The organism is Sinomicrobium halophytocola, assembly GCF_052983395.1.
On the sequence record NZ_JBRKIT010000035.1, the window covers coordinates 169480 to 191760 of the forward strand.

The following is a 22281-nucleotide window of genomic DNA, read 5'->3' on the forward strand; positions in this document are numbered from 1 at the left end:
GCCGTCGCCCCGTACCAAATTACACTTAATTCATTATCACCATACATCATGGCAAGAGGAAAAGATAAGAATACAGTATCAAGATTTAATAAAATCTCTATAGGCCTGGCATCGCCGGAGTCTATCCTCGCGGAGTCCCGCGGAGAGGTTTTGAAGCCGGAAACCATAAACTACCGGACACACAAACCGGAACGTGACGGATTGTTTTGTGAACGGATTTTTGGCCCGGTGAAGGATTATGAATGTGCTTGTGGGAAATACAAGAGGATAAGATATAAAGGGATTGTATGTGACCGTTGTGGTGTAGAAGTTACGGAAAAGAAAGTACGAAGAGACCGCGTAGGACATATCAACCTGGTGGTTCCTATCGCACATATATGGTATTTCAGGTCCCTACCGAACAAAATAGGGTATCTGCTTGGACTTCCTTCCAAGAAGCTCGATATGATCATCTACTACGAGCGTTATGTGGTTATCCAGCCCGGAAATGCTAAGAACGCCGAAGGAGAAGAACTGAAGAAGATGGATTTCCTCACCGAGGAAGAATACCTGAATATACTGGACAGCCTTCCCCAGGATAACCAATACCTGGAAGATACCGATCCCAATAAGTTTATCGCTAAAATGGGAGCCGAATGTATCATTGAGCTGTTGAACAGAATAGACCTGGACGCTTTGTCTTATGACCTTCGTCATAAAGCCAATAACGAAACTTCCAAGCAGAGAAAAACCGAAGCCCTCAAGAGACTTCAGGTTGTGGAAGCATTCCGTGAGGCGCAGCAAAACAGAGAGAACAAACCGGAGTGGATGATCCTGAAAGTGATCCCCGTAATTCCGCCGGAACTGCGCCCGTTGGTGCCGCTGGACGGAGGACGTTTTGCTACATCCGACCTGAACGACCTGTACCGAAGGGTGATTATAAGAAATAACCGTCTGAAAAGATTGATGGAGATCAAAGCTCCGGAAGTGATCCTTCGAAACGAAAAAAGGATGCTTCAGGAGTCTGTAGATTCCCTGTTCGACAATACCCGTAAGTCTTCCGCAGTGAAGACCGAATCGAACAGGCCGTTGAAATCCCTGTCCGACTCCCTCAAAGGGAAACAGGGACGTTTCCGTCAGAACCTCCTCGGTAAGAGGGTGGATTATTCTGCACGTTCGGTTATCGTCGTAGGTCCTGAACTGAAAATGTACGAATGTGGTCTGCCTAAAGATATGGCAGCGGAAATTTACAAACCTTTTGTTATCCGTAAACTGATAGAAAGAGGTATTGTAAAAACCGTAAAATCTGCGAAAAAGATTATAGACAGGAAAGAACCTGTAGTATGGGATATCCTGGATAACGTGATTAAGGGACACCCGGTTCTGCTGAACCGTGCCCCTACATTGCACAGGCTTGGTATTCAGGCATTTCAGCCAAAGCTTATAGAAGGTAAGGCTATCCAGCTGCACCCACTCGCATGTACGGCCTTCAACGCCGACTTTGATGGTGACCAGATGGCGGTGCACCTGCCACTCGGACCGGAAGCTATACTCGAAGCACAGTTGTTGATGCTCGCTTCTCATAACATCCTGAACCCGGCAAACGGTTCACCGATTACCGTACCTTCCCAGGATATGGTACTCGGATTGTATTATATGACCAAGGAGCGGAAAAGTACTCCCGAAGTGGCTGTAAAAGGAGAAGGACTTACTTTCTACTCTCCGGAAGAAGTAATTATTGCTTACAATGAGAAGAAAGTAGACCTGAACGCTATAATTAAAGTAAGAACCAGAGATTTTAATGACAAAGGCGAGCTGGTTACCAAAATCCTCGAGACTACCGTAGGTAGAGTATTATTTAACGAGGTGGTACCTGAGCAGGCCGGATTCATCAATGCCGTACTGACCAAGAAATCACTGAGGGATATTATCGGTTATGTACTTAAGGTAACCGATGTACCTACAACAGCGGACTTCCTGGACAAAATAAAGAGTACGGGATATGGAATGGCATTCAAAGGCGGACTTTCTTTCAGCCTGGGTGATATTATTATCCCTGAGGAAAAACACCAGATGATTGCCGAAGCCAATGAGCAGGTAGATGGTATTATGATGAACTATAACATGGGTCTTATTACCAATAACGAACGTTATAACCAGGTAATTGACGTATGGACATCTACCAATGCCATGCTTACCGAGTTGGCCATGAAGCGTATCCGTGAGGATAAGCAAGGGTTTAACTCTGTGTATATGATGCTCGACTCCGGTGCGAGGGGATCTAAAGAACAGATCCGTCAGCTTACCGGAATGCGTGGCCTGATGGCGAAACCGAAGAAGTCTACCGCCGGAGGTGGAGAGATCATCGAAAACCCGATCCTCTCAAACTTTAAAGAAGGACTATCGATTCTGGAATACTTTATCTCTACGCACGGTGCGCGTAAAGGTCTTGCGGATACCGCCCTTAAAACTGCGGATGCCGGATATCTTACACGCCGTCTCGTAGACGTTTCCCAGGACGTTATTATCAATACCGAAGATTGTGGTACACTGAGAGGTGTGGAAGTGGAAGCACTGAAAAAGAACGAGGAGATCGTAGAATCTCTCGGAGAGCGAATACTCGGACGTGTATCCCTTCATGATGTTTACGATCCGTTAACCGAAGAACGACTTGCAGTTTCCGGTGAAGAGATCACCGAAGAGATAGTGAAGAAGATAGATGCGTCTCCGCTGGAGCGTGTCGAAGTCCGATCTGCACTTACCTGTGAAGCCAAGCAGGGAATCTGTGCCAAGTGCTACGGGCGGAACCTCGCTACTGGTAAAATGGTGCAAAAAGGTGAAGCTGTAGGGGTTATTGCAGCACAGTCCATCGGTGAACCGGGTACACAGTTAACACTGCGTACGTTCCATGTGGGTGGTATTGCAGGTAACATCTCCGAAGAGAGTAAACTGCATGTCAAGTTCAACGGTATAGCTACTATAGAAGACCTGAAAACCGTAAAAAGCGAAAATGCGGAAGGAAAAGTAGTTGATGTGGTAATATCCCGTACCTCTGAAGTGAAAATCACAGACGAGAAAACCGGAATAGTACTGAGTACAAACAATATTCCTTACGGTTCGCAGATATTTATCAAAGACGGTCAGAAAATAAGCAAGGGCGATGTGATCTGCCAGTGGGACCCTTATAACGGTGTTATTATTTCGGAATTTTCCGGAAGCATCGTTTACGAAAACGTAGAACAGGGAATTACTTACCAGGTAGAGATTGACGAACAAACAGGTTTCCAGGAAAAGGTTATTTCCGAGTCCAGAAACAAGAAGCTTATCCCTACGTTGCTTATCAAAGGCAGTAAAGGAGATACCCTGCGTTCGTACAACCTTCCGGTAGGTGCGCACATTATGGTAGATGACGGAGAGAAGATCAAAGAAGGAAAAGTATTGGTTAAGATACCTCGTAAGTCGGCCAAAGCCGGGGATATTACGGGAGGTCTGCCAAGGGTTACTGAGCTTTTCGAAGCCCGGAATCCTTCCAACCCTGCTGTTGTTTCCGAAATAGACGGAGTAGTTTCTTTCGGTAAAATAAAACGGGGTAACAGGGAGATTATCGTAGAATCAAAGCTAGGTGAGATTAAGAAATATCTCGTAAAACTCTCTAACCAGATCCTCGTTCAGGAAAATGACTTTGTAAGAGCCGGAATGGCATTGTCTGACGGTTCTGTTACTCCGGAAGATATCCTGAACATCAAAGGGCCATCTGCCGTACAGCAGTACCTGGTTAATGAAGTACAGGAAGTATACCGTCTGCAAGGGGTTAAGATCAATGACAAACACTTTGAAGTAGTGGTTCGTCAAATGATGCGTAAAGTACAGATCAACGATCCCGGAGATACGATCTTCCTGGAAGGACAATTGGTTCATAAAGATGACTTCATCGAAGAGAACGATGGGTTGTTCGGTAAGAAAGTTGTTGAGGATGGAGGAGAATCTACGGCTCTCAAGGCCGGACAGATCGTGACGTTACGCCAATTGAGAGATGAAAACTCTCTCCTCAAAAGAGCGGATAAGAAACTGGTTGTAGCAAGAGACGTGATCCCCGCTACTGCTTCGCCGGTGCTCCAGGGTATTACCAGGGCATCGCTGCAAACCAAGTCGTTTATCTCTGCGGCTTCGTTCCAGGAAACTACCAAAGTACTCAATGAGGCAGCCGTTAACGGTAAGATAGATACTCTGGAAGGACTGAAAGAGAATGTTATTGTTGGTCATAAAATCCCTGCCGGTACCGGTATGCGCGATTATGATAATATCATCGTAGGGTCCAAAGAAGAATACGATGAGATCATGAGCAGCAAACAGGAAGCAAGTCTTTATTAGATATAAACAGAAGTGAAAACAGGGCCGGGATATGTATCCCGGCCCTGTTTCTTTAACCCGGAATCTTAAACCGTACGAGATGAGTGATCAGAATACACCGAAAAAAGCCAAAATAGACATAGAGCTGGATGAAAGTGTTGCCGAAGGAACATATTCCAACCTGGCTATAATCAATCATTCCATATCCGAATTTGTAGTGGATTTTATAAGTGTTATGCCCGGAACACCCAAGGCTAAAGTGAAAAGCCGTATAATTCTTACACCGCAGCATGCCAAACGTTTCATGAAAGTACTGGGTGAAAATATCCATCGTTTTGAATCGGCTCACGGAGAGATCAAGGACGATGACCAGCCGCCGATACCCTTAAATTTTGGTCCTACGGGAGAAGCTTAAAATATGGGCCCTGAACTATAAAGTTCGGGGCTTTTTTGTGTTTATGGCATTATATTCCCTTTCTTTTAGGAAAAGTAAGGGATTAAATTTTGCGGTTATAGTGGATATATGGACAGAATTTCAGAAATTAGCAGAAATAAAGGGCTTGTATCCGGAAGACGATAGAAGCATGACTTTTAAAAAGTTATATCCGGAAAGAACTTCCCTCCAAACAAAATATAAAATACAATGAAGAAGATAATAGTATTAGCTTTCGTTATACTCGGGGTATTTTCCGGATTTGCGCAAAGTACTGTTAACGGGTATAAATATGTTATTGTGCCCCAAAAGTTCGATTTTCTTAAGAAAGAGAACCAGTACCAGGTGAATGCCTTGGCCAAGTTTTTATTTGAAAAATATAATTTTACTGCTGTTTATGCCAATAATCTCAACGAAGAAATGGAGCAAAACAGCTGCCTTGCCCTCAAAGCGAATGTAAGAGATGATTCCAATATGTTTACTACGAAGTTGGTGGTGGAGCTCACAAACTGTAGGGGGGAAGTGGTTTATGTTTCTGAAGAAGGTAAGAGTAAGGAGAAAGATTATAAGGCAGCCTATCACGATGCGTTGCGAAAAGCTTTCCTTTCTGTGGAAGAACTGAACTACTCATACGATCCATCTCTATCTATCGTATCCCGGCGCCAGGTCGTTACATCTGCACCCGCAGCGCAGCAGGTACCAGCCGCATCTTCAACACCACCTGTAAATGCAAGTGAAATTACAGAGAATAAACAGGCAGCAGTAGCCGCGCAGAACGTTAGACAAAGAGTGGAGACAAAGGTGACTTCGGTGAACAATACTAATGTATTATATGCCCAACCGATAGAAAACGGCTATCAATTGGTGGATAGTACTCCTAAAGTGATTTTTGTATTGCAAAGTACCAGTGCAGACAATGTTTTTATCATTAAGGATAAGAACGGAATGCTTAGTCAGAAAGACGGAAAATGGATCGCAGAATATTATGAAGGAGGAGAGCGGGTTCAGGAAGTGCTGAATGTTAAATTCTAAACGATATTAAGAATATCCGGGATAGCTATTACACTAACCATGAGGGATAGTGTAATAGCTATTCTTTTTTTCCGGCCTCCGGATTTTCATCATCTGGATCTTCGATAAAATTCCCTTCCTCGTCGAAGTGCCTAAGAAAAGGATCGTTCCTCTCGTCATAATCTTCTCTCTCCCATGCGTATTTCACCGGTTTGGGAAGTTTGCTCCGGATGAATACCGCCAGGATAAATCCCGTAATAAATCCGGATAAATGCCCTTCCCACGAAATCTTTTCATCGATGGGAAAAAGATACCACAATAAGCTTCCGTATAGAAATACGACCAGAAGGGATAAGGCTATCAGCCGATAATAACGGGTGAAAATTCCTTTGAAAAAAATAAAGCTGCTGAGCATATAAATAAGTCCGCTGGCACCGATATGATAGGCTTCCCTCCCGATAATCCATGTTAGAAAACCGGTAAGCAATGTGCCATACAGTATAACATTCAAGCTATGCCTCGCATAAAAATAGAGGAGGATTATCCCCAGAATGAGCAGAGGAAAGGTATTGTTGTACAAATGTTTTATAGAGCCGTGTATGAAAGGGCTGAACAAAATACCCTTAAGCCCGGATATTTTTCTGGGGAGTATACCGTAATCTGAAAAATCATAACCAAACCGCACTTCTATCCAGTATACCGTCCACAGAATTAACATAAAGAAAAACGGATAGAGTATAGTGGAGGGAGTAAAATGAAAAGTTTTCTGGTCTTGCATTGGTTTTTTATTTTCGATACAGCAAATTGGTTACCAAAACGGGCAACATGGTAAATTGTCATCTAAATAAATATAGTAATTTTATAGCATGAATGAACCACTTGCAGAACGAATACGTCCCAGGACCCTGGAAGACTATATCAGCCAGTCGCATTTGGTTGGAAAAACCGGGTCCTTGACCAAACAGATAAAGAGAGGGATTATTCCGTCATTGATTTTCTGGGGACCTCCCGGTACGGGGAAGACCACCCTGGCCAACATTATAGCCAATGAAAGTGAACGGCCTTTTTATACCCTTAGTGCCATCAGCAGTGGGGTAAAGGATGTCCGTGAAGTCATAGATAAGGCAAAGCAGGGCGGGGGACTCTTTACAACAAAGAACCCCATACTTTTTATTGACGAGATACACCGTTTCAGCAAATCGCAACAGGATTCGCTACTCGGAGCAGTAGAAAAGGGCTGGGTAACCCTTATCGGGGCTACGACGGAAAACCCCAGTTTTGAGGTGATTCCTGCTTTGCTCTCCAGGTGCCAGGTGTATGTACTCAATGCCTTTGATAAATCGGATATGGAAGCCCTTTTACACCGTGCCCTGGAAAAAGATACCGTTCTTTCGGGCATGAAAATTGATTTGAAGGAGATGGAGGCCCTGTTACGGCTTTCCGGTGGAGACGGGCGAAAGTTACTGAATATCTTTGAGCTGGTCATTAATTCCGAAGGGACCGAAGAAGTTACCATAACCAATAATCTCGTGTTGGAAAAGGTGCAAAAGAACACGGTGCTTTATGACAAGACCGGTGAACAACACTATGATATTGTTTCCGCTTTTATCAAGTCCATCAGGGGAAGTGATCCCAATGGTGCTGTATACTGGCTCGCCCGTATGATAGAGGGAGGAGAAGACGTAAAGTTTATAGCCAGGCGAATGCTTATACTTGCTTCGGAAGATATAGGTGTAGCTAACCCTACGGCATTAGTTATAGCTAATAACACATTTCAGGCCGTCACTACCATTGGATACCCGGAGTCGCGGATCACACTTAGTCAATGTGCTATATACCTGGCAACATCCCCCAAGAGCAATACGGCCTATATGGCGATAAACAGGGCACAGGAGGCCGTAAGGAGAACTGGAGACCTTTCCGTACCGCTACACCTCCGGAATGCCCCTACCAAATTGATGAAAGAGCTGGGATACGGGGAGGATTATAAATACGCCCATGATTACAATCAGAATTTTGTGAACCAGGAATTTCTGCCGGATGAAATTACAGGAACGCCATTTTATGTTCCGGCAAAGAATGCCAGGGAGAACAGTATAAAAGAATTTATAGAGAAGCGATGGGGAGATAAGTATAAGAAGTGAAATAGCATAAAAACAAAACCCATCCTTAATCGGGGTCAAGGATGGGAAAAAATTGCTATGAAAAAGAAAAAAATTAACACTAAGATTTCTTAGTGGGTTTTCAAATATACATTTTTTTTATGATATTTTTATGAATTGAGTAAAAATTGATTAAAAAAAATCACATAGCGGTATATTTGAGATTCTCAGATATATAAAAAAGCCGGAGCTGTTAACTCCGGCGGAATATTGTCATCAATCCTTTCCTTATGAAAACATATCTTTAACTTTTTCAAAGAAGGATTTATCACTTTTTTCGGGCTTGGGCGTAAAATGTTCGTCCTGTAACATTAGCTCGAAGAATTCTTTTTGTTCCTTATTAAGGGTTTTAGGTGTCCATACATTGACATGAACCAGCAGGTCTCCGCTCCCGTAGCCATTGATACTTGGAATTCCCTTGCCACGTAAACGCAGTATTTTGCCCGATTGCATACCGGCCTCCAGCTTGATCCTTACTTTACCGGTTACGGCATCTATTTCTTTGGAAGTACCCAAAACTGCTTCCGGAATGCTGACGTACAGGTCGTAATGCAGGTTGTCGCCTTCCCGTTTGAGGGTTTCATGTTCTGTTTCCCCTATAACAACGAGAAGATCTCCGGGGATACCGTTACCGGGGGCTTCGTTTCCTTTTCCCGTTACTTTGAGTTGCATACCATCGGCAACACCTGCAGGTATTTTAATGGAAACCGTTTCCTCGCTTATTTTCAGTCCTTGTGCATCCGCATCCGGGGGCCTTTTTTCAATAACCTGGCCGGACCCGCCACAGGCGTTACAGGGTGCGGAAGTTTGCATTCTTCCAAGGATAGTATTGGTTACACGTGTTACTTGCCCGGTACCGTGGCAGGTAGGGCAGGTTTTATAAGAAACTCCGGGAGCCTGTACTTTGCGGCGAACTTTTACCTTTTTCTCCACACCATGGGCAATTTCCTCCAGGGTCAGTTTTACGTGTATCCTGAGGTTACTTCCCTTAACACGTCGTTGACCGCCGAATCCGCCACTGAATCCGCCGAATCCACCGCCAAAGGCACCTCCGAATATATCTCCGAACTGGCTGAATATATCGTCCATATTCATGCCGCCACCGCCAAATCCACCATTGCCGTCAAAAGCAGCATGACCGTATTGATCATACCTGGCCCGTTTATCCGGATCGCTCAATACCTCATAAGCTTCGGCAGATTTCTTAAACATTTCTTCCGCCTGGGTATCCCCCGGATTTTTGTCCGGATGATATTGTATGGCTTTTTTCCGGTATGCTTTTTTTACATCTGCTGCCGAAGCACCTTTATCTATTCCCAGTATTTCGTAATAATCTTCTTTCATCTGTTCCGTTTTTTACCTGAATTTCTACCTGAGAAACTCAGGAGGTGACCGTCAGTTCTGTTACTTTCCTACAACTACTTTAGGGTACCTTATGATCTTGTCTCCAAGACGGTATCCTTTTTCAACCACATCGATGATCGTACCTTTAAGCTCTTCGGTGGGTGCCGGGATCTGGGTTATAGCTTCATGCAGTTCGGCATCAAACATCTCTCCCCGGGTAGTTTCTATTTCCATAAGACCTTTGCTTTTCAGGGCCTCCCGGAATTTGTTGCTGATAAGTTCAACACCTGTAAGCAATTCATTTCTGGTATCTGTTTCCGTTAGATCACCATTGCTTCCCTGCTTCTGGATTTCGATGAGTGCCCTGTCAAAATCATCGAGAACAGGCAACATGGCAGACACGACATCTTGTCCGGCTGTTTTAAACAGTTCTATACGCTCTTTAGCGGTTCTTTTTTTATAATTTTCGAATTCGGCAAAGAGACGGAGAAACTTGTCTTTTTCTTTGGCAAGTTCTTCTTTCAGCCGGTCTTCGGTAGAAAGTTCCTGATTTTCTGTGCTTTCTTCGGTAACCGGAGCGTTTTGCTCATCGGCTATCATATCTTTGTTAACGGTCTCTTCGTTTTTATCCTTTTTTGCCATATTACGTAACAATTTATACAGGCTTGCATACTGCAAAAGTATTGCCAAACACTTCGGCGCGTTATTACAACGGTTTACGGTGTAAAGATTCGCTGCAAAAATGTCATAATGTCATTGATTGTTTCGGGCGGTAACGATTACTAAGGTAGTATGATATAATGTGGTTTTCCGGTTTAAGCCAGCTGCTTTTCGTTGTTTATCATGTTGTGTAACCACAGTGAGCAGATGACTGATGTAAGTCCCAGGCCACCCATAAAAAGCCAGTTGGCATTATATCCCCAGCGGGCTATAATCTCCATGCCTGTTTTGGCGCTCCATATGTGGGCCAGGGAAAAACTCATGGTGTACAGGGCCATATACCTGCCCTCCCTGCCTTTGCTTGCTCTACTCATGGCAAAAGCATTGGTGTATGGAAAACCGATCATTTCCCCCAGGGTAATAATGCCCATGCTTAGCACAAGTATCCCGGTCCAGCCCGGATATAAAAGGATTAGGAAACTGACAGTCATCAGTATTGTACTGATGTAAATAAGTCTCGGTTTCCCCGTTTTTGTTTTTTCTATATAGCTCACCAGGGGCATTTCAAAGGCGAAGATCAAAAGTCCGTTTAGTGACATCAACAGACCTGTCTGAAATTCCGAAAGCCCGTAAACTTCTTTATGATAAACAGGCATGGTGGTGAAGAGTTGAAAAAACAACATGCCGAGTACAAAAGTAATAAAGAGGAACAACCAATAAGGTTTGTCTTTCAGAACGGGGATCCCTTCTTTCGTGATAGCCGATTCTGTAATTTCTTCCAGGCTTTTTTTCTTTTCTTTTACCAGGATGCGGAATAATGTAATGGCTATAATACAAGAGGCTCCGTCTATCCAGAACAGTGCGGAATATCCCATTCTTACGATAATAAGCCCGCCCAGGGCTGGCCCCGCTGCAAATCCGAGGTTTATGGCCAGGCGTACCAGTGTCAGAGCCCTGGTCCTGTTTTCAGGTTTACTATATGCGCCAAGAGAGACAAACATGGCGGGTCGAAACATATCCGCAATGGTCATGATAATGAACATGGCTATGCACAACCCCTGAAACCCGGTTATGAATTGCAGTACAAAAAATGATAATCCACTTGCAAATAAACTGAATACCATTACTTTATAAAAACCTATCTTATCGGAAAATTTTCCACCCAGCCATGAACCTGCCATAGAACCCAGCCCGAAGCTAACCATGATCCATCCGATTTGACTATAGGAAAAATGGAGGTCTTCTTTAAGGTACCGGGATAAAAAGGGGAGTACCATAGTCCCTGCCCGATTTATAAAAGTAATCAGGGTAAGGAACCAAATTTCCCTGGAAAATCCCCGGAAGGAGGATATGTATTTTTGCAGGAGTAAACGAAACATAGAGGGAAAAAATTAAACGTCAAACTTACATAATATTCGAGTAAACGAAAATGTGGAAAGTGGTTATTTTTACGGGATAGAATAAATAAAATTATAGCTTTGTAACTGATGTTATTCACAATACACAAAAACAGATTAAGAGTTATGAAAACGATGTTGGTTACATTGATATTTCTTGTTGTTTTTACCAGTTGTAAGGGGGACAAGCGATACCATGATACACGGGATTCTGTCACAACAGATACTACGAGCATCATATGGGACATAGAGCAGTTTCAGCGTGAACTTAACGAAGAGTTCCGTGATCCTAAAATATCACCTTTGAAAGACAAGGACAGGAAACGTTTCCGGGGTCTTGATTTTTTTCCGGCCGATACGACATGGCAGGTGAAAGCCAGACTGGAAAGAACCCCGGGTGAATCCCCTTTTTTAATGCCTACAACGACAGAGAGGGTCACTAAGGAAGTGAGGTATGGAATATTGTATTTTGATATGGCCGGAAAGGAATATACACTCAATGTATACCAAAATCAGGAACTGATTACCCAGGAAGGATATGAAGACTACCTGTTCCTGCCTTTTTCCGATGCTACAAACGGGGAGGAAACTTATGGAGGGGGACGATATATAGATTTGCGTATACCCCGGGGAAAAGAAATTATAGTAGATTTTAATAAGGCATATAACCCATATTGTGCCTATAATAAAAAATATTCCTGTCCCATTGTGCCGAAAGAGAATATGCTCCCTATAGCCGTGCGGGCCGGAGTGAAGGCATTTGAAGATAAATAAGTATAGCCGGATACATGACAGACAGGGAAGAAAAAAGCAGGCCCGGTTTCTATTTGGAAACCGGGCCTGCTTACAGGCAACAAGTAAACTTAAAAACTTTCAGAAATTTTAAAACTTATAGATTGCGGCCAGGACAAAAGACCCTAGGCTGCCTTCCGAGGGAATAGCGGTATCGTAGCTGTCCTTGTCAAAGAACATATCTTCGGAAACAGTATCTAAACGAAGTTCCGGTTTAATGGTAAGATCTCCTACGGTATAGCTTCCGGTAAGCGTAAAGTCCCATGTATTTATATCCGGACCGTAAACCGGACCTCCGTCTTCCAGTTCTTTAAAATATTCCGCTCTTAAGCCCAAGGCGAAACTCTCGGATGTTTTTACCTGAGGATACAGGGCCACTCCGTAAAACCCTCCCGCATCTTTGGTTTCGTTATAAGTGGCGTTCAACCCCAGGTAGAACATGTCTGTAAGATCATAACCTGTAGTAAGGTCTATCTGGAAGGTCGGATTTTCACTGATTTCGGTTCCGTCGTACTGCTTGCCGTAAATTGCGTTCAGCCATGTACCTCCTTTTTCGGTTTCATATCCGAGTTGTGCCCCGAAAGTATATACTCCAGCCGGATTGTAGTCAGTGTAATCCGTAGGGTTCATTACGGCGAGCATGGCAGACCAGTTCTCTGACAGACTGAAATCGGCTTTCAGACCGGTATGTGAAAATGGTCCGTAAGAAAACATGTATGAGGTGGAATAGTTGAAATTTCCCGTAGGCGATATAACCTCATATCCGAGAAAGGTATTGAAGTTACCGAAAGTCAGGGTCACCGCATCGCTTACGGTCCAGTACATATATAACTGGTTTACGATATTGGAGGAACCAGTGGATAGAAAGACGGCATCTTCTCCCCTGGGGCCGAAGACGAGGTCAGCAACAAAACCTACTTTTTCGCCTTCATAAGAAGCAATTACATTGGCCATTCCGAGAGCGAATCCCGGGTTATTTGCAAACGAGGAGAGAGGAGCCTGTCTTTGTTCATCTGAAAAATTATACCGGTAATAAGCGTCTACACTACCACTGATTTGAAATTTTGTTTCTTCTTGTGCAAAGACGGTTAAATTTACGAGTGCCATGATGGCAAAAAAGACTTTTTTTACGAACTTTGTCATAGTAATCGATTTCATAATAAAAAGATTAATTGTTTTGATGGTTACTGATTTTGTGTGTCGAAACAAACGCCGGAAAAATCTTTTTGAATGAGGATTATTTGCGGAGCGTTCTGCCAAACGCTCCGCATTCCTTTTAAAAAACTTTCAGGACTTTTTATTGAGTAAGTTTTAGTGTTGGTTCATTCGGAAGTCGGGATAAGCTTCCATTCCTCCGTGTTCGTGAAGATCGAGTCCTTCGAGCTCTTCTTCTTTGGAAACACGTAATCCCATGGTCTTTTTAATGGTAAATAGTATAATGAATGCCGATATGATACAAAATGTGCCGATAATGGCCACTCCCGCGAGCTGTACCAGGAACTGATCCATCCCCGCTTTGGAGCCAAAAATACCTACGGCAAGCGTACCCCATATTCCACATATAAGGTGAACTGCTATGGCACCTACCGGATCGTCCAGTTTCAATTTGTCTACAAAGGCTACGCCTAAAACAATAATTACCCCGGCTATAATTCCTATAATAATGGCATCTGTCGGAGTCATCAGATCTGCTCCTGCAGTGATACCGACGAGTCCTCCCAGAATTCCATTCAGAAACATGGTCAGGTCATAATTCTTATACATTATAGTGGAGAATATAAAAGAGGATACCCCTCCTGCGGCTGCTGCCAGACATGTGGTAACCAGGGTAAGGGAAGTAGCTCCCGGATCTGCCGAGAGGACAGAACCACCGTTAAATCCGAACCATCCGAGCCAGAGGATCAGTACTCCTGCTGTGGCCATAGGAATGTTGTGGCCGGGAATGGCATTTACTTTTCCGTCTTTGCCGAATTTTCCAATACGGGACCCAAGCAGATAAACAGCTACAACGGCAGCCCATCCGCCTACGGAGTGTACTAAGGTAGAACCAGCGAAGTCATAAAAACCCCATTCGTCCAGGAATCCGCCTCCCCATTTCCAGGAACCGGCTATGGGATATACAACGCCTACGTAAATTACGGAAAAGAGCATAAAACTTGTCAGTTTAACTCGCTCCGCTACCGCCCCGGAGACTATCGTAGCGGCTGTGGCGGCGAACATTCCCTGGAAAAGAAAATCTGTCCAGTAGGTATATCCTCCGTCTGCATATGCCGTGGTAAGGCCGTTTTCCGGCAAGGAAAGCCCGAACAGATCTATGAAATAATCGGGAAGAACGCCTCCTATAAAACTTCCGGGATACATCAGGTTAAAGCCTACAAAACAGTAGATTAAAAGGCCTATGCATATTATAAATACGTTTTTGAAAAGAATGTTTATTGTGTTTTTCTGCCGTGTCAGCCCTATTTCCAAAAAGGAAAAACCTAAATGCATGAAGAATACCAATCCGGTACATACCATCATCCATATATTATTGGCTGTCAATAAAGTTTCTTCCATAACTTTTTTCTTTTAATTGTTTACTTTGTCGGTTAGTTTATTTATCCGTTTATTAGTTAAGAGAGGTTTTTCCTTTTTCGCGTGTACGTATTCGGTATGTTTCCTCTACAGGAGACACAAATATTTTACCGTCACCTACACTACCGGTTACCGCGGAATCGAGAATGGCCTCTATGGCCTTTTCCGCGAATTCATCGGATACTACTATGGAGAGATACCTTCTTTGTATATCTGCGGTGCTATAAGTAACACCCCTGTATACATGTCCCTGTTTTTCGTTACCAAGCCCGGTAACATCCCAATAGCTGAAAAAATTAACTCCAATTTGATGAAGAGCTTCCTTCACATCATCAAATTTCGATTTTCGGATAATTGCTTCTATTTTTTTCATAAGAGAATAAATTTTATGAATGTTAAATTTATATTAAATTGAATATACCCCTTACTAAAATGTACTAAACATTCCAATTTTTACGAATAATTTACAAACACCCCATTAATTTTTAGGGTGTATTTGTAAAAAGCATGATAAAAATGACTTGTTTGTATTTAAGGACGATTAAAAACGATAGTTTTGGAATGGGAATGCGGAAAACGAAAACGTTTTCGTAGCCTTAAATCATGGTTATTATGCGAGTTTCTGATGCAGTGGATAAAAAAGAGGTTGTTGGTGCGTTAATATGTGTTCTTAGTGGAAGAATAAGGGTTGATGGTAGAATGTTATATTAGTGATGTTCTGTGGTGTCACCTGTTATTTTTTTGATATAAAATGCTTTCAGCAGACGAAGGGAAGAATGATGTATGTGGTTTGAAAATTATGGATATTACGAGGGAAGTATTGAGAGTTCCGGTTTTCAAGTAGATTGGATTACCACGTCTGTAAATATAGATTATTGGGCTCAAAAAATCTTAAAGCTCCCGATTGTCACGGATGCTTTAGTTTTTGAAAAACAATTTTATCACTATTGAAACCTTATGGACTTAAAGTCGGGTCAGGATTTAGTCAACTATAGGAGGAATGTTTAGTTCGGATACAGGAACATATATCTCTGTTATCCATTTTGCCGGGTTAAGGGTGTGAGAAGCATCTACGGGGTAAAACTCCAGGTAAGGTCCGGTAGAATCCTGGGATATCTGTCGTTCCGCAAGATAAGCGAAAGCGCTTTCCCATGCCTCTTCCAGATTTTCCGTATCTCCGTTTAACGTTACCTTTAGGGCCCGGAAAGGAGGCATTTCACCGGTAAGGATATCACTCTCCGGTTCGGTAATGACCTTCGAAGAAGTAAAGACTCCGTTGGAAAATATTGTAGCATTATTTTCTTCATCCCGGGAATAGTAATAGGTAAAGGGAATTCCTATGTTGGAGATGCTGTGTTTTGTGACGTATTCCCGAATAGTATTTACGCGTTCGGGAATCTTTTTCCGGCTGTCGGAAATTTTGCTGGAAGTGGTAGTGTAGAGGTAAAAACCTCCGCTTTGTTCTGTGATACCATCTATAGATATGCTGTATTTTTTTACATCTTCCTGTATAACGCTGTCCAGTTTTTTAAGACCCTGTTCAAGTTCCGGTCCCAGGTTTTCTTCCATACTGCCTTTATACAGTATGTAAGCTTTGGACTTGAAGTCCAGGTTTCCTGTCGTCTCCCAGGTTAACCTAGTAGCATCTCCTTCCGGTTCGAATATCCATGAAACTTCGGCAGGTTCATGGTCATCGTAAGTTAGTTTTTGCTCAAGATGGGTATAGGGAGTCACGGAAATGGTTTCCAGTTTTCCATACATCTTATTATCTGTCCAGCTAAAACCCGCTCCGATACCCCGGGTGGTTTGTCCGTACTTAATGGCCATATCCGGATTTTTTTCCAGCCATGGCATCCAATCCTTCCAGTTTTTAAGGTCCTCTACATAGTTATATACCACAGGTGAATGTCCCTGTATGACCCGGGTTCGGCTTACGTGATAAGAGGAGGGCTGGATAGCAATGTATATGGATATACCTATAACCAATATCAGAAAGAGGAAAAAAAGGTATTTAATGATTTTCATGATTTCTCTTGATTTGCACCGATGCTAATTTACACAATAACGTAAATATTAGCACAAAAGAAACCATAATCATTTTCTGTCGGAACAAAAAAAGACATCTCTGATCAGATTAAGATTAAAGCGATCCGGTAAATTCCGTTATCAACTGGTTATACCGCTTCCCTGTAATTCTTGATGTTAAAATGAGGAGTAAGACTCTTTTCTGTCTTTTCCGGATAAAACCGAAAAGGCTTTTTTATCTTCTTCTCCGTCTTATTAATGCTGAAAGTTAAAAGGAGCACATTAATAATAAGAAGCGAAGATAGTACACTAAAAAATGTAATCATTGCTTTTACTTTTTAAACCACGGCGCTAATTTATAATTTTTTTTAGAATAATGTCCGTTTAAAAAAACAAAAAAATCTATTCAGCGTTAAGAATATGCTATAAAAAGAACCATCTCTTTGAATTTTGAGCAATATTTAGGATTTTACCCATGTTTTTAACAGGAATAGAATTACGAGGAAGATGATAAAACCTATTAAAATCTTAATGCTTCCACTATAGTGCCTGGTATGCAGTCTTTTATCTTTTCTATAGCTAAAGAAAATTATCGTTACAAAGGCAATGAAGAAAAAAATGGCAAATATGAGTTGTCCTGTTGTGAACATATATTTATTTTTAGACAAAAATAACCATTTTATTGACAGTAAAGGTTTTGTTTAAGGGTGTCGTTTCCCGGTAATAAAAGATGTGAAGGAAACCTTTTGGGACAACTTCCTTTGAGTTATATGGAATATTGTTTTTTAGGAGAAGAGATGGGTATTTTAACAAGTGAAAATAAAACTTAATTTATTAATAATGAAAAGAAAACTGGAAGCAGTAGCGGAATTTCACAGGGCCTTCGGGTTAGGGATAGCCAATAAGCCACTTGCCGATATAGGAACAGATAAGATAGGCCTGCGATTTAATCTTATGGCGGAAGAGAATGAAGAATACCTGGAAGCTGCGAAAAACCAAGACCTTGTTGAGGTAGCAGACGCCCTGGGGGACATGTTGTATATTTTGTGCGGTACCATCCTGGAGCACGGTATGCAACATAAGATCGAAGAGGTCTTTGAAGAGATACAGCGAAGCAATATGAGTAAACTGGGAGAAGATGGTAAACCGATATACCGGGAAGACGGTAAAGTGATGAAAGGGCCTAACTATTTCAAGCCCGATATTGTGAAGGTTTTGGAAAAATAAAAAAGCAGGTTGCAATTAGCTCCGTTTCCGGAACAACTGCAACCTGCTTTTTGATGTATATGGGCGTTATTTTACTTCATAACGCCATCCGAAAGGATCTTCGGATTTGTTATACTGGATATCCATGATGGATTTTTTGATCATAGAAGCATAAGAGTCATCTTTTTTCGGGAGTTCGAACTTTTCGTCTTTATATCCGAATCCTGCTACCGGGTTTATCACAGCAGCAGTACCACTGCCGAAAATTTCTTTCAGAGTTCCGGCTTTGGCGGCGGCAACAATTTCTCCTACCTTAACAGGTCTTACCTCTACTTTAATGCCGTTGGCTTCAGCAACAGCTATGACACTTTTTCGGGTAACTCCATCCAATATTCTGTCACTGGTAGGCGCGGTAATAAGAGTATCACCTATGCGAAAAAATACATTCATGGTACCAGCCTCTTCCAGGTATTCGTGTGTATTGGAATCCGTCCAGATAACCTGTTGATATCCTTCTTTATTTGCCAGGGTAGTAGGATAAAACTGGGCGCCGTAGTTCGCAGCAGCTTTGGCATACCCGATACCGCCCGACGCAGAACGGCTGTAGTGATCGGCTATTTTTACACGTACTTCTCCGCCATAATAAGATTGCGCCGGAGAGCATATAATTACAAATTTATACTGCCCGGAAGGAGAAGCCATAACGCTTGGCTCCGTAGCAATTACAAACGGACGTATATAAAGCGAATTGCCTTCTCCCTTGCGGATCCATTTCTCGTCCAGTTTGAGCAGGGTTTTCAGTCCGTCGAAAAAGTAATCCTCCGGAAATTCCGGCATGGCCATACGTACAGAAGATTTATTGATCCTTTTTAAATTTTCGTCAGGACGAAAAAGCCAAACACTGTCATTATCATCCCTGTAAGCTTTCATTCCTTCAAAGACCGCCTGGGCGTAGTGAAATACCCGGGCAGAAGGGTCCAGAACCAAAGGCTGATAAGGAATTATTTCCGGGGTACCCCAGTTGCCATTTGCATAGTCGCATACAAACATATGGTCGGTAAATACACTTCCGAAGGTAAGATGGTTAAAATCTACTTTTTCTATCTTTGAACCGGCCGCTTTTTTAATGTTAATAGGAGTTATTTCTTCTGTCTTCATGGTCAAATAAATTTTATAGCTAAAGTAATTAAATAAATACGTATATGGAATTAAAAAATCACATAAAATTCGTTTATTTTGTTAGTGAATAGTGACGTGTGATGGATCAATTTCTTAAAAAATAAAGATATGAAAGCGTTAATAGTGAATTTTTTAGCAGTATTGTTTTTAGCTGTCTTGAGTAATTGTAAACAAAGTGTCAAAAAGGATGTAGAACAACAATCTGCCTATAGTTCTTACGGAGATTCTGTAACCCTTGCCGACCGATGGGAGGCCGGGGAAATGAATAACCGATTTGACAGACTGGGAAAAACCGACACCATTCCTGTTAAATTTACCACTACGATCCTGGAAGTATGTCCCAAAAAAGGTTGCTGGATGAAAGTGAAACTAGCCGGTGACCGGGAAGCTATGGTACGTTTTAAAGACTACGGATTTTTTGTTCCGAAAGACGCTTCCGGGGAAGTGGTTATCGAAGGGAAAGCCTATGTTGAAGAAATGCCGGTCAAAGACCTGAGACACTATGCCGAAGATGCCGGAAAGACCGAAGAAGAAATAGCGCAGATCACCGAACCGAGGATTACCTATGCCGTTGAAGCTAACGGGGTACTTATTAAAAAGTAAAAGGATATCCGTATTTTTAATGATCCGTAATGCAATAACCAAGTATTCTCATACCATTTGAAAAGAAAAATAATAAAAACGGCAGACGGTTCCACAACCATACACCTGGAAGATTGGGACGAACACTACCATTCCGTTCACGGGGCCATACAGGAAGCCAGGCATGTTTTTATAAAAAACGGACTGGATAGAGTGGCAAAGGAAAAGGTGTCCGTTCTGGAAATAGGTTTCGGAACAGGGCTCAATGCTTTCATAACTCTTCTGGAAGCCGAAGAGAGAAAGTTACACTTGGAATATACCGGGGTAGAGGCCTATCCGGTTTCTTCCGAAGAACTGCAACAACTGAACTATGTCGCAGAACTGGGAGCACAACAGTGGACTTCCCTCTTTGAAAAGATGCATGACGTTTCCTGGGAAGTTCCCCACAACATATCCGAAGGATTTGTGCTGACCAAGAGAAAACAATCTTTTTCGGATATTGCTGACCAGGAGAAATTCGACCTGGTATATTTTGATGCTTTCGGGCCCCGGGTACAGCCGGAATTGTGGACGGAGGCTATTTTTGCCACAATGTATGCTGCCATGAAAGAAAAAGGTGTTTTGGTTACTTATTCTGCCAAAGGTAGTGTCAGGAGAGCTATGCAAACGGTGGGATTTACGGTAGAACGTCTTCCCGGCCCTCCGGGTAAAAGGGAAATGCTCAGGGGGTTAAAAGATACAGGAGAAGGATAGCGATATATCTCTGCCATTTTTCGTAAATTTGAGTAAATCCGTAAAAATACTTCAGTATATCATGGTACCCGCATACAAAAGTAATCCTGTCTTAGAAAAGCTTCCCGCGCATTTGAAGCAGTTTATAAAGCCTCAGAACTATGAGGATTACTCTGCTATTAACCAGGCGGTATGGCGTTATGTAATGCGTAAAAATGTGGACTACCTGAGTAAGGTGGCCCATTCTTCGTACCTGGACGGGTTACGGCAAACGGGGATATCCATAGATAGTATACCCAATATGTACGGTATGAACCGCATCCTGGAAGAGATAGGCTGGGCTGCTGTTGCAGTAGACGGTTTTATACCGCCGGCCGCTTTTATGGAGTTTCAGGCCTATAATGTGCTGGTGATCGCATCCGATATACGTCAGTTGGAGCATATTGAATATACTCCCGCACCGGACATTATTCACGAGGGAGCAGGGCACGCCCCGATCATTGCCAACCCGGAATATGCGGAATATCTCAGAAGGTTCGGGGAAATAGGCTGTAAGGCCATATCAAGCGCAAAGGATTATGAAATGTATGAAGCTATTCGTCATTTATCCATTATAAAGGAAGCGCCGGGAACACCGGGCCATGAAATTGAGGAAGCGGAGAAAGGGGTGGAGGAACTTCAAAAGAATATGGGGAAACCCAGTGAAATGGCGTTGATCCGTAATTTGCATTGGTGGACCGTGGAATACGGGTTGATAGGAACAGTTGAAAACCCGAAAATATACGGAGCGGGTCTCCTGTCTTCCATAGGAGAGAGTGCCTGGTGTATGACGGATAATGTGGATAAACTCCCGTATAACATAGAGACGGCTTATCGTGAGTTTGACATTACCAAGCCACAGCCACAACTATATGTGACACCTGATTTTGCCCATCTTAGCCTGGTACTGGAGGAGTTTGCCAATACCATGGCCCTGCGCACCGGCGGGCTTAGCGGTATGCGTAAGCTTATCGTCTCCGGGGCTTTGGGCACCGCTGAACTCAGTACGGGACTGCAAATTTCCGGGATTTTTACGGATGTCATAGAACACGATGGCAAGCCTGTTTACCTGCAAACTACAGGAAAAACTGCTCTGTCGTACCGGGAAAAAGAACTTGTAGGGCACGGGACGGCTTATCATGCCGAAGGTTTCGGCAGCCCTGTTGGAAAACTAAAGGGGATCAATCTGGCCATAGAAGATATGAGTCCGCGCGATTTGAAAGCATACAATATATACGAAGGCGAAAGGATAACCCTGGAATTTGAGGGAGGTATAGAAGTTACCGGGGAAATTATTACCGGAACGAGAAACCTTCAGGGGAAAATTATTCTGATCAGCTTTAAGAATTGTGTAGTAACCTGCGGAGAGAAAATACTCTTTAAACCGGAGTGGGGAGTTTATGATATGGCCGTAGGTAAAAAGGTGGTTTCCGCATTTTCCGGACCGGCAGATACAAAGAGTTTTGATCTTATCACACATGCACCTTCGGAAAAGACCATTAAGATAAAGAAATCGGCGGAACAGCTTATTCTTGAAGTGTTATACCAGGATGTGAGAGATATACGCGAAGGCAGGGAAATATCCACGGCCATGCACGGTATCTTTGAAAGCCTGAAAGCGAATCATACCGAAGACTGGTTACTTTCCGTAGAGTTGTACGAGCTTGCCGTAGACCAGGGAGATGACGCTTTTGCACGGGAAATACTGGTTTACCTGGACAAGATGAAAGCAGATTTCCCTAAGATAGCACATTTGATCGAAGGCGGGATCAGCCTGGTGGACAATAACCTGGTGGGATAGGTAACTAAGGCAATA

Annotated in this window: 18 protein-coding genes; 9 read left to right on the top strand and 9 right to left on the bottom strand. The window is 42.9% G+C overall.

Annotated features, from left to right (window positions below):
* Nucleotides 1–48 precede the first annotated feature (48 nt).
* From rpoC to ACVBDY_RS14800, 3 genes are all read left to right on the top strand, one after another.
* Nucleotides 49–4350: a DNA-directed RNA polymerase subunit beta' gene (rpoC, locus tag ACVBDY_RS14790; protein WP_447176234.1), complete on the top strand. Its 4302-nt coding sequence runs from the start codon at nucleotides 49–51 to the stop codon at nucleotides 4348–4350.
* Between the two features lie 79 nt (nucleotides 4351–4429).
* On the top strand, nucleotides 4430–4744 hold the full coding sequence (locus ACVBDY_RS14795; protein ID WP_123216366.1) for a DUF3467 domain-containing protein: 315 nt from the start codon (nucleotides 4430–4432) through the stop codon (nucleotides 4742–4744).
* Nucleotides 4745–4972: 228 nt separating this feature from the next.
* Complete coding sequence (locus tag ACVBDY_RS14800) at nucleotides 4973–5794, top strand: hypothetical protein (protein ID WP_447176235.1); 822 nt, start codon at nucleotides 4973–4975, stop codon at nucleotides 5792–5794.
* Nucleotides 5795–5852: 58 nt separating this feature from the next.
* On the opposite strand, the gene ACVBDY_RS14805 is transcribed toward ACVBDY_RS14800, so the two are convergent.
* A complete protein-coding gene (locus ACVBDY_RS14805; protein WP_447176236.1) occupies nucleotides 5853–6551 on the bottom strand; it encodes a rhomboid family intramembrane serine protease in 699 nt (232 codons plus the stop codon).
* Nucleotides 6552–6639: 88 nt separating this feature from the next.
* Between ACVBDY_RS14805 and ACVBDY_RS14810 the strand changes: the two genes are divergently transcribed.
* Nucleotides 6640–7917 carry a replication-associated recombination protein A gene (locus ACVBDY_RS14810; RefSeq protein ID WP_447176237.1) on the top strand — a complete coding sequence of 426 codons (1278 nt, stop codon included), beginning with the start codon at nucleotides 6640–6642 and terminating at the stop codon, nucleotides 7915–7917.
* 246 nt (nucleotides 7918–8163) lie between these two features.
* Here the strand turns inward: ACVBDY_RS14810 and dnaJ are convergent, their stop codons facing one another.
* The 3 genes from dnaJ to ACVBDY_RS14825 form a co-directional block, all read right to left on the bottom strand.
* On the bottom strand, nucleotides 8164–9279 hold the full coding sequence (gene dnaJ, locus ACVBDY_RS14815) for a molecular chaperone DnaJ (RefSeq protein ID WP_447176238.1): 1116 nt from the start codon (nucleotides 9277–9279) through the stop codon (nucleotides 8164–8166).
* Between the two features lie 60 nt (nucleotides 9280–9339).
* On the bottom strand, nucleotides 9340–9921 hold the full coding sequence (locus tag ACVBDY_RS14820; RefSeq protein WP_447176239.1) for a nucleotide exchange factor GrpE: 582 nt from the start codon (nucleotides 9919–9921) through the stop codon (nucleotides 9340–9342).
* 173 nt (nucleotides 9922–10094) lie between these two features.
* A complete protein-coding gene (locus tag ACVBDY_RS14825) occupies nucleotides 10095–11318 on the bottom strand; it encodes an MDR family MFS transporter (protein WP_447176240.1) in 1224 nt (407 codons plus the stop codon).
* Nucleotides 11319–11462: 144 nt separating this feature from the next.
* Here ACVBDY_RS14825 and ACVBDY_RS14830 point away from each other — a divergent pair, with 144 nt between their 5' ends.
* Nucleotides 11463–12110 carry a DUF1684 domain-containing protein gene (locus ACVBDY_RS14830; RefSeq protein ID WP_447176241.1) on the top strand — a complete coding sequence of 216 codons (648 nt, stop codon included), beginning with the start codon at nucleotides 11463–11465 and terminating at the stop codon, nucleotides 12108–12110.
* A 108-nt stretch (nucleotides 12111–12218) separates the two neighbouring features.
* Here ACVBDY_RS14830 and ACVBDY_RS14835 read toward each other — a convergent pair whose 3' ends face one another.
* From ACVBDY_RS14835 to ACVBDY_RS14850, 4 genes are all read right to left on the bottom strand, one after another.
* Complete coding sequence (locus ACVBDY_RS14835; protein ID WP_447176242.1) at nucleotides 12219–13286, bottom strand: porin; 1068 nt, start codon at nucleotides 13284–13286, stop codon at nucleotides 12219–12221.
* 153 nt (nucleotides 13287–13439) lie between these two features.
* Nucleotides 13440–14684 carry an ammonium transporter gene (locus ACVBDY_RS14840; RefSeq protein ID WP_447176243.1) on the bottom strand — a complete coding sequence of 415 codons (1245 nt, stop codon included), beginning with the start codon at nucleotides 14682–14684 and terminating at the stop codon, nucleotides 13440–13442.
* A 52-nt stretch (nucleotides 14685–14736) separates the two neighbouring features.
* Nucleotides 14737–15075: a P-II family nitrogen regulator gene (locus tag ACVBDY_RS14845; RefSeq protein ID WP_447176244.1), complete on the bottom strand. Its 339-nt coding sequence runs from the start codon at nucleotides 15073–15075 to the stop codon at nucleotides 14737–14739.
* Between the two features lie 608 nt (nucleotides 15076–15683).
* A complete protein-coding gene (locus ACVBDY_RS14850; protein WP_447176245.1) occupies nucleotides 15684–16727 on the bottom strand; it encodes an SRPBCC family protein in 1044 nt (347 codons plus the stop codon).
* Nucleotides 16728–17567: 840 nt separating this feature from the next.
* On the opposite strand from ACVBDY_RS14850, the gene ACVBDY_RS14855 reads away from it, so the two are divergent.
* Entirely contained in the window at nucleotides 17568–17954 is a 387-nt protein-coding gene (locus ACVBDY_RS14855) for a pyrophosphohydrolase domain-containing protein (protein WP_447176246.1), read from the top strand.
* 66 nt (nucleotides 17955–18020) lie between these two features.
* Here ACVBDY_RS14855 and ACVBDY_RS14860 read toward each other — a convergent pair whose 3' ends face one another.
* Entirely contained in the window at nucleotides 18021–19091 is a 1071-nt protein-coding gene (locus ACVBDY_RS14860) for a branched-chain amino acid aminotransferase (RefSeq protein WP_447176247.1), read from the bottom strand.
* Nucleotides 19092–19220: 129 nt separating this feature from the next.
* Between ACVBDY_RS14860 and ACVBDY_RS14865 the strand changes: the two genes are divergently transcribed.
* From ACVBDY_RS14865 to ACVBDY_RS14875, 3 genes are all read left to right on the top strand, one after another.
* The gene (locus ACVBDY_RS14865; RefSeq protein WP_447176248.1) at nucleotides 19221–19715 is read left to right on the top strand and encodes a DUF4920 domain-containing protein; all 495 of its coding nucleotides are present in this window, start codon (nucleotides 19221–19223) and stop codon (nucleotides 19713–19715) included.
* 57 nt (nucleotides 19716–19772) lie between these two features.
* On the top strand, nucleotides 19773–20447 hold the full coding sequence (gene mnmC2, locus ACVBDY_RS14870; RefSeq protein WP_447176249.1) for a tRNA (5-methylaminomethyl-2-thiouridine)(34)-methyltransferase MnmC2: 675 nt from the start codon (nucleotides 19773–19775) through the stop codon (nucleotides 20445–20447).
* A 61-nt stretch (nucleotides 20448–20508) separates the two neighbouring features.
* The gene (locus tag ACVBDY_RS14875) at nucleotides 20509–22266 is read left to right on the top strand and encodes an aromatic amino acid hydroxylase (RefSeq protein ID WP_447176250.1); all 1758 of its coding nucleotides are present in this window, start codon (nucleotides 20509–20511) and stop codon (nucleotides 22264–22266) included.
* The last annotated feature ends 15 nt before the right edge of the window (nucleotides 22267–22281 follow it).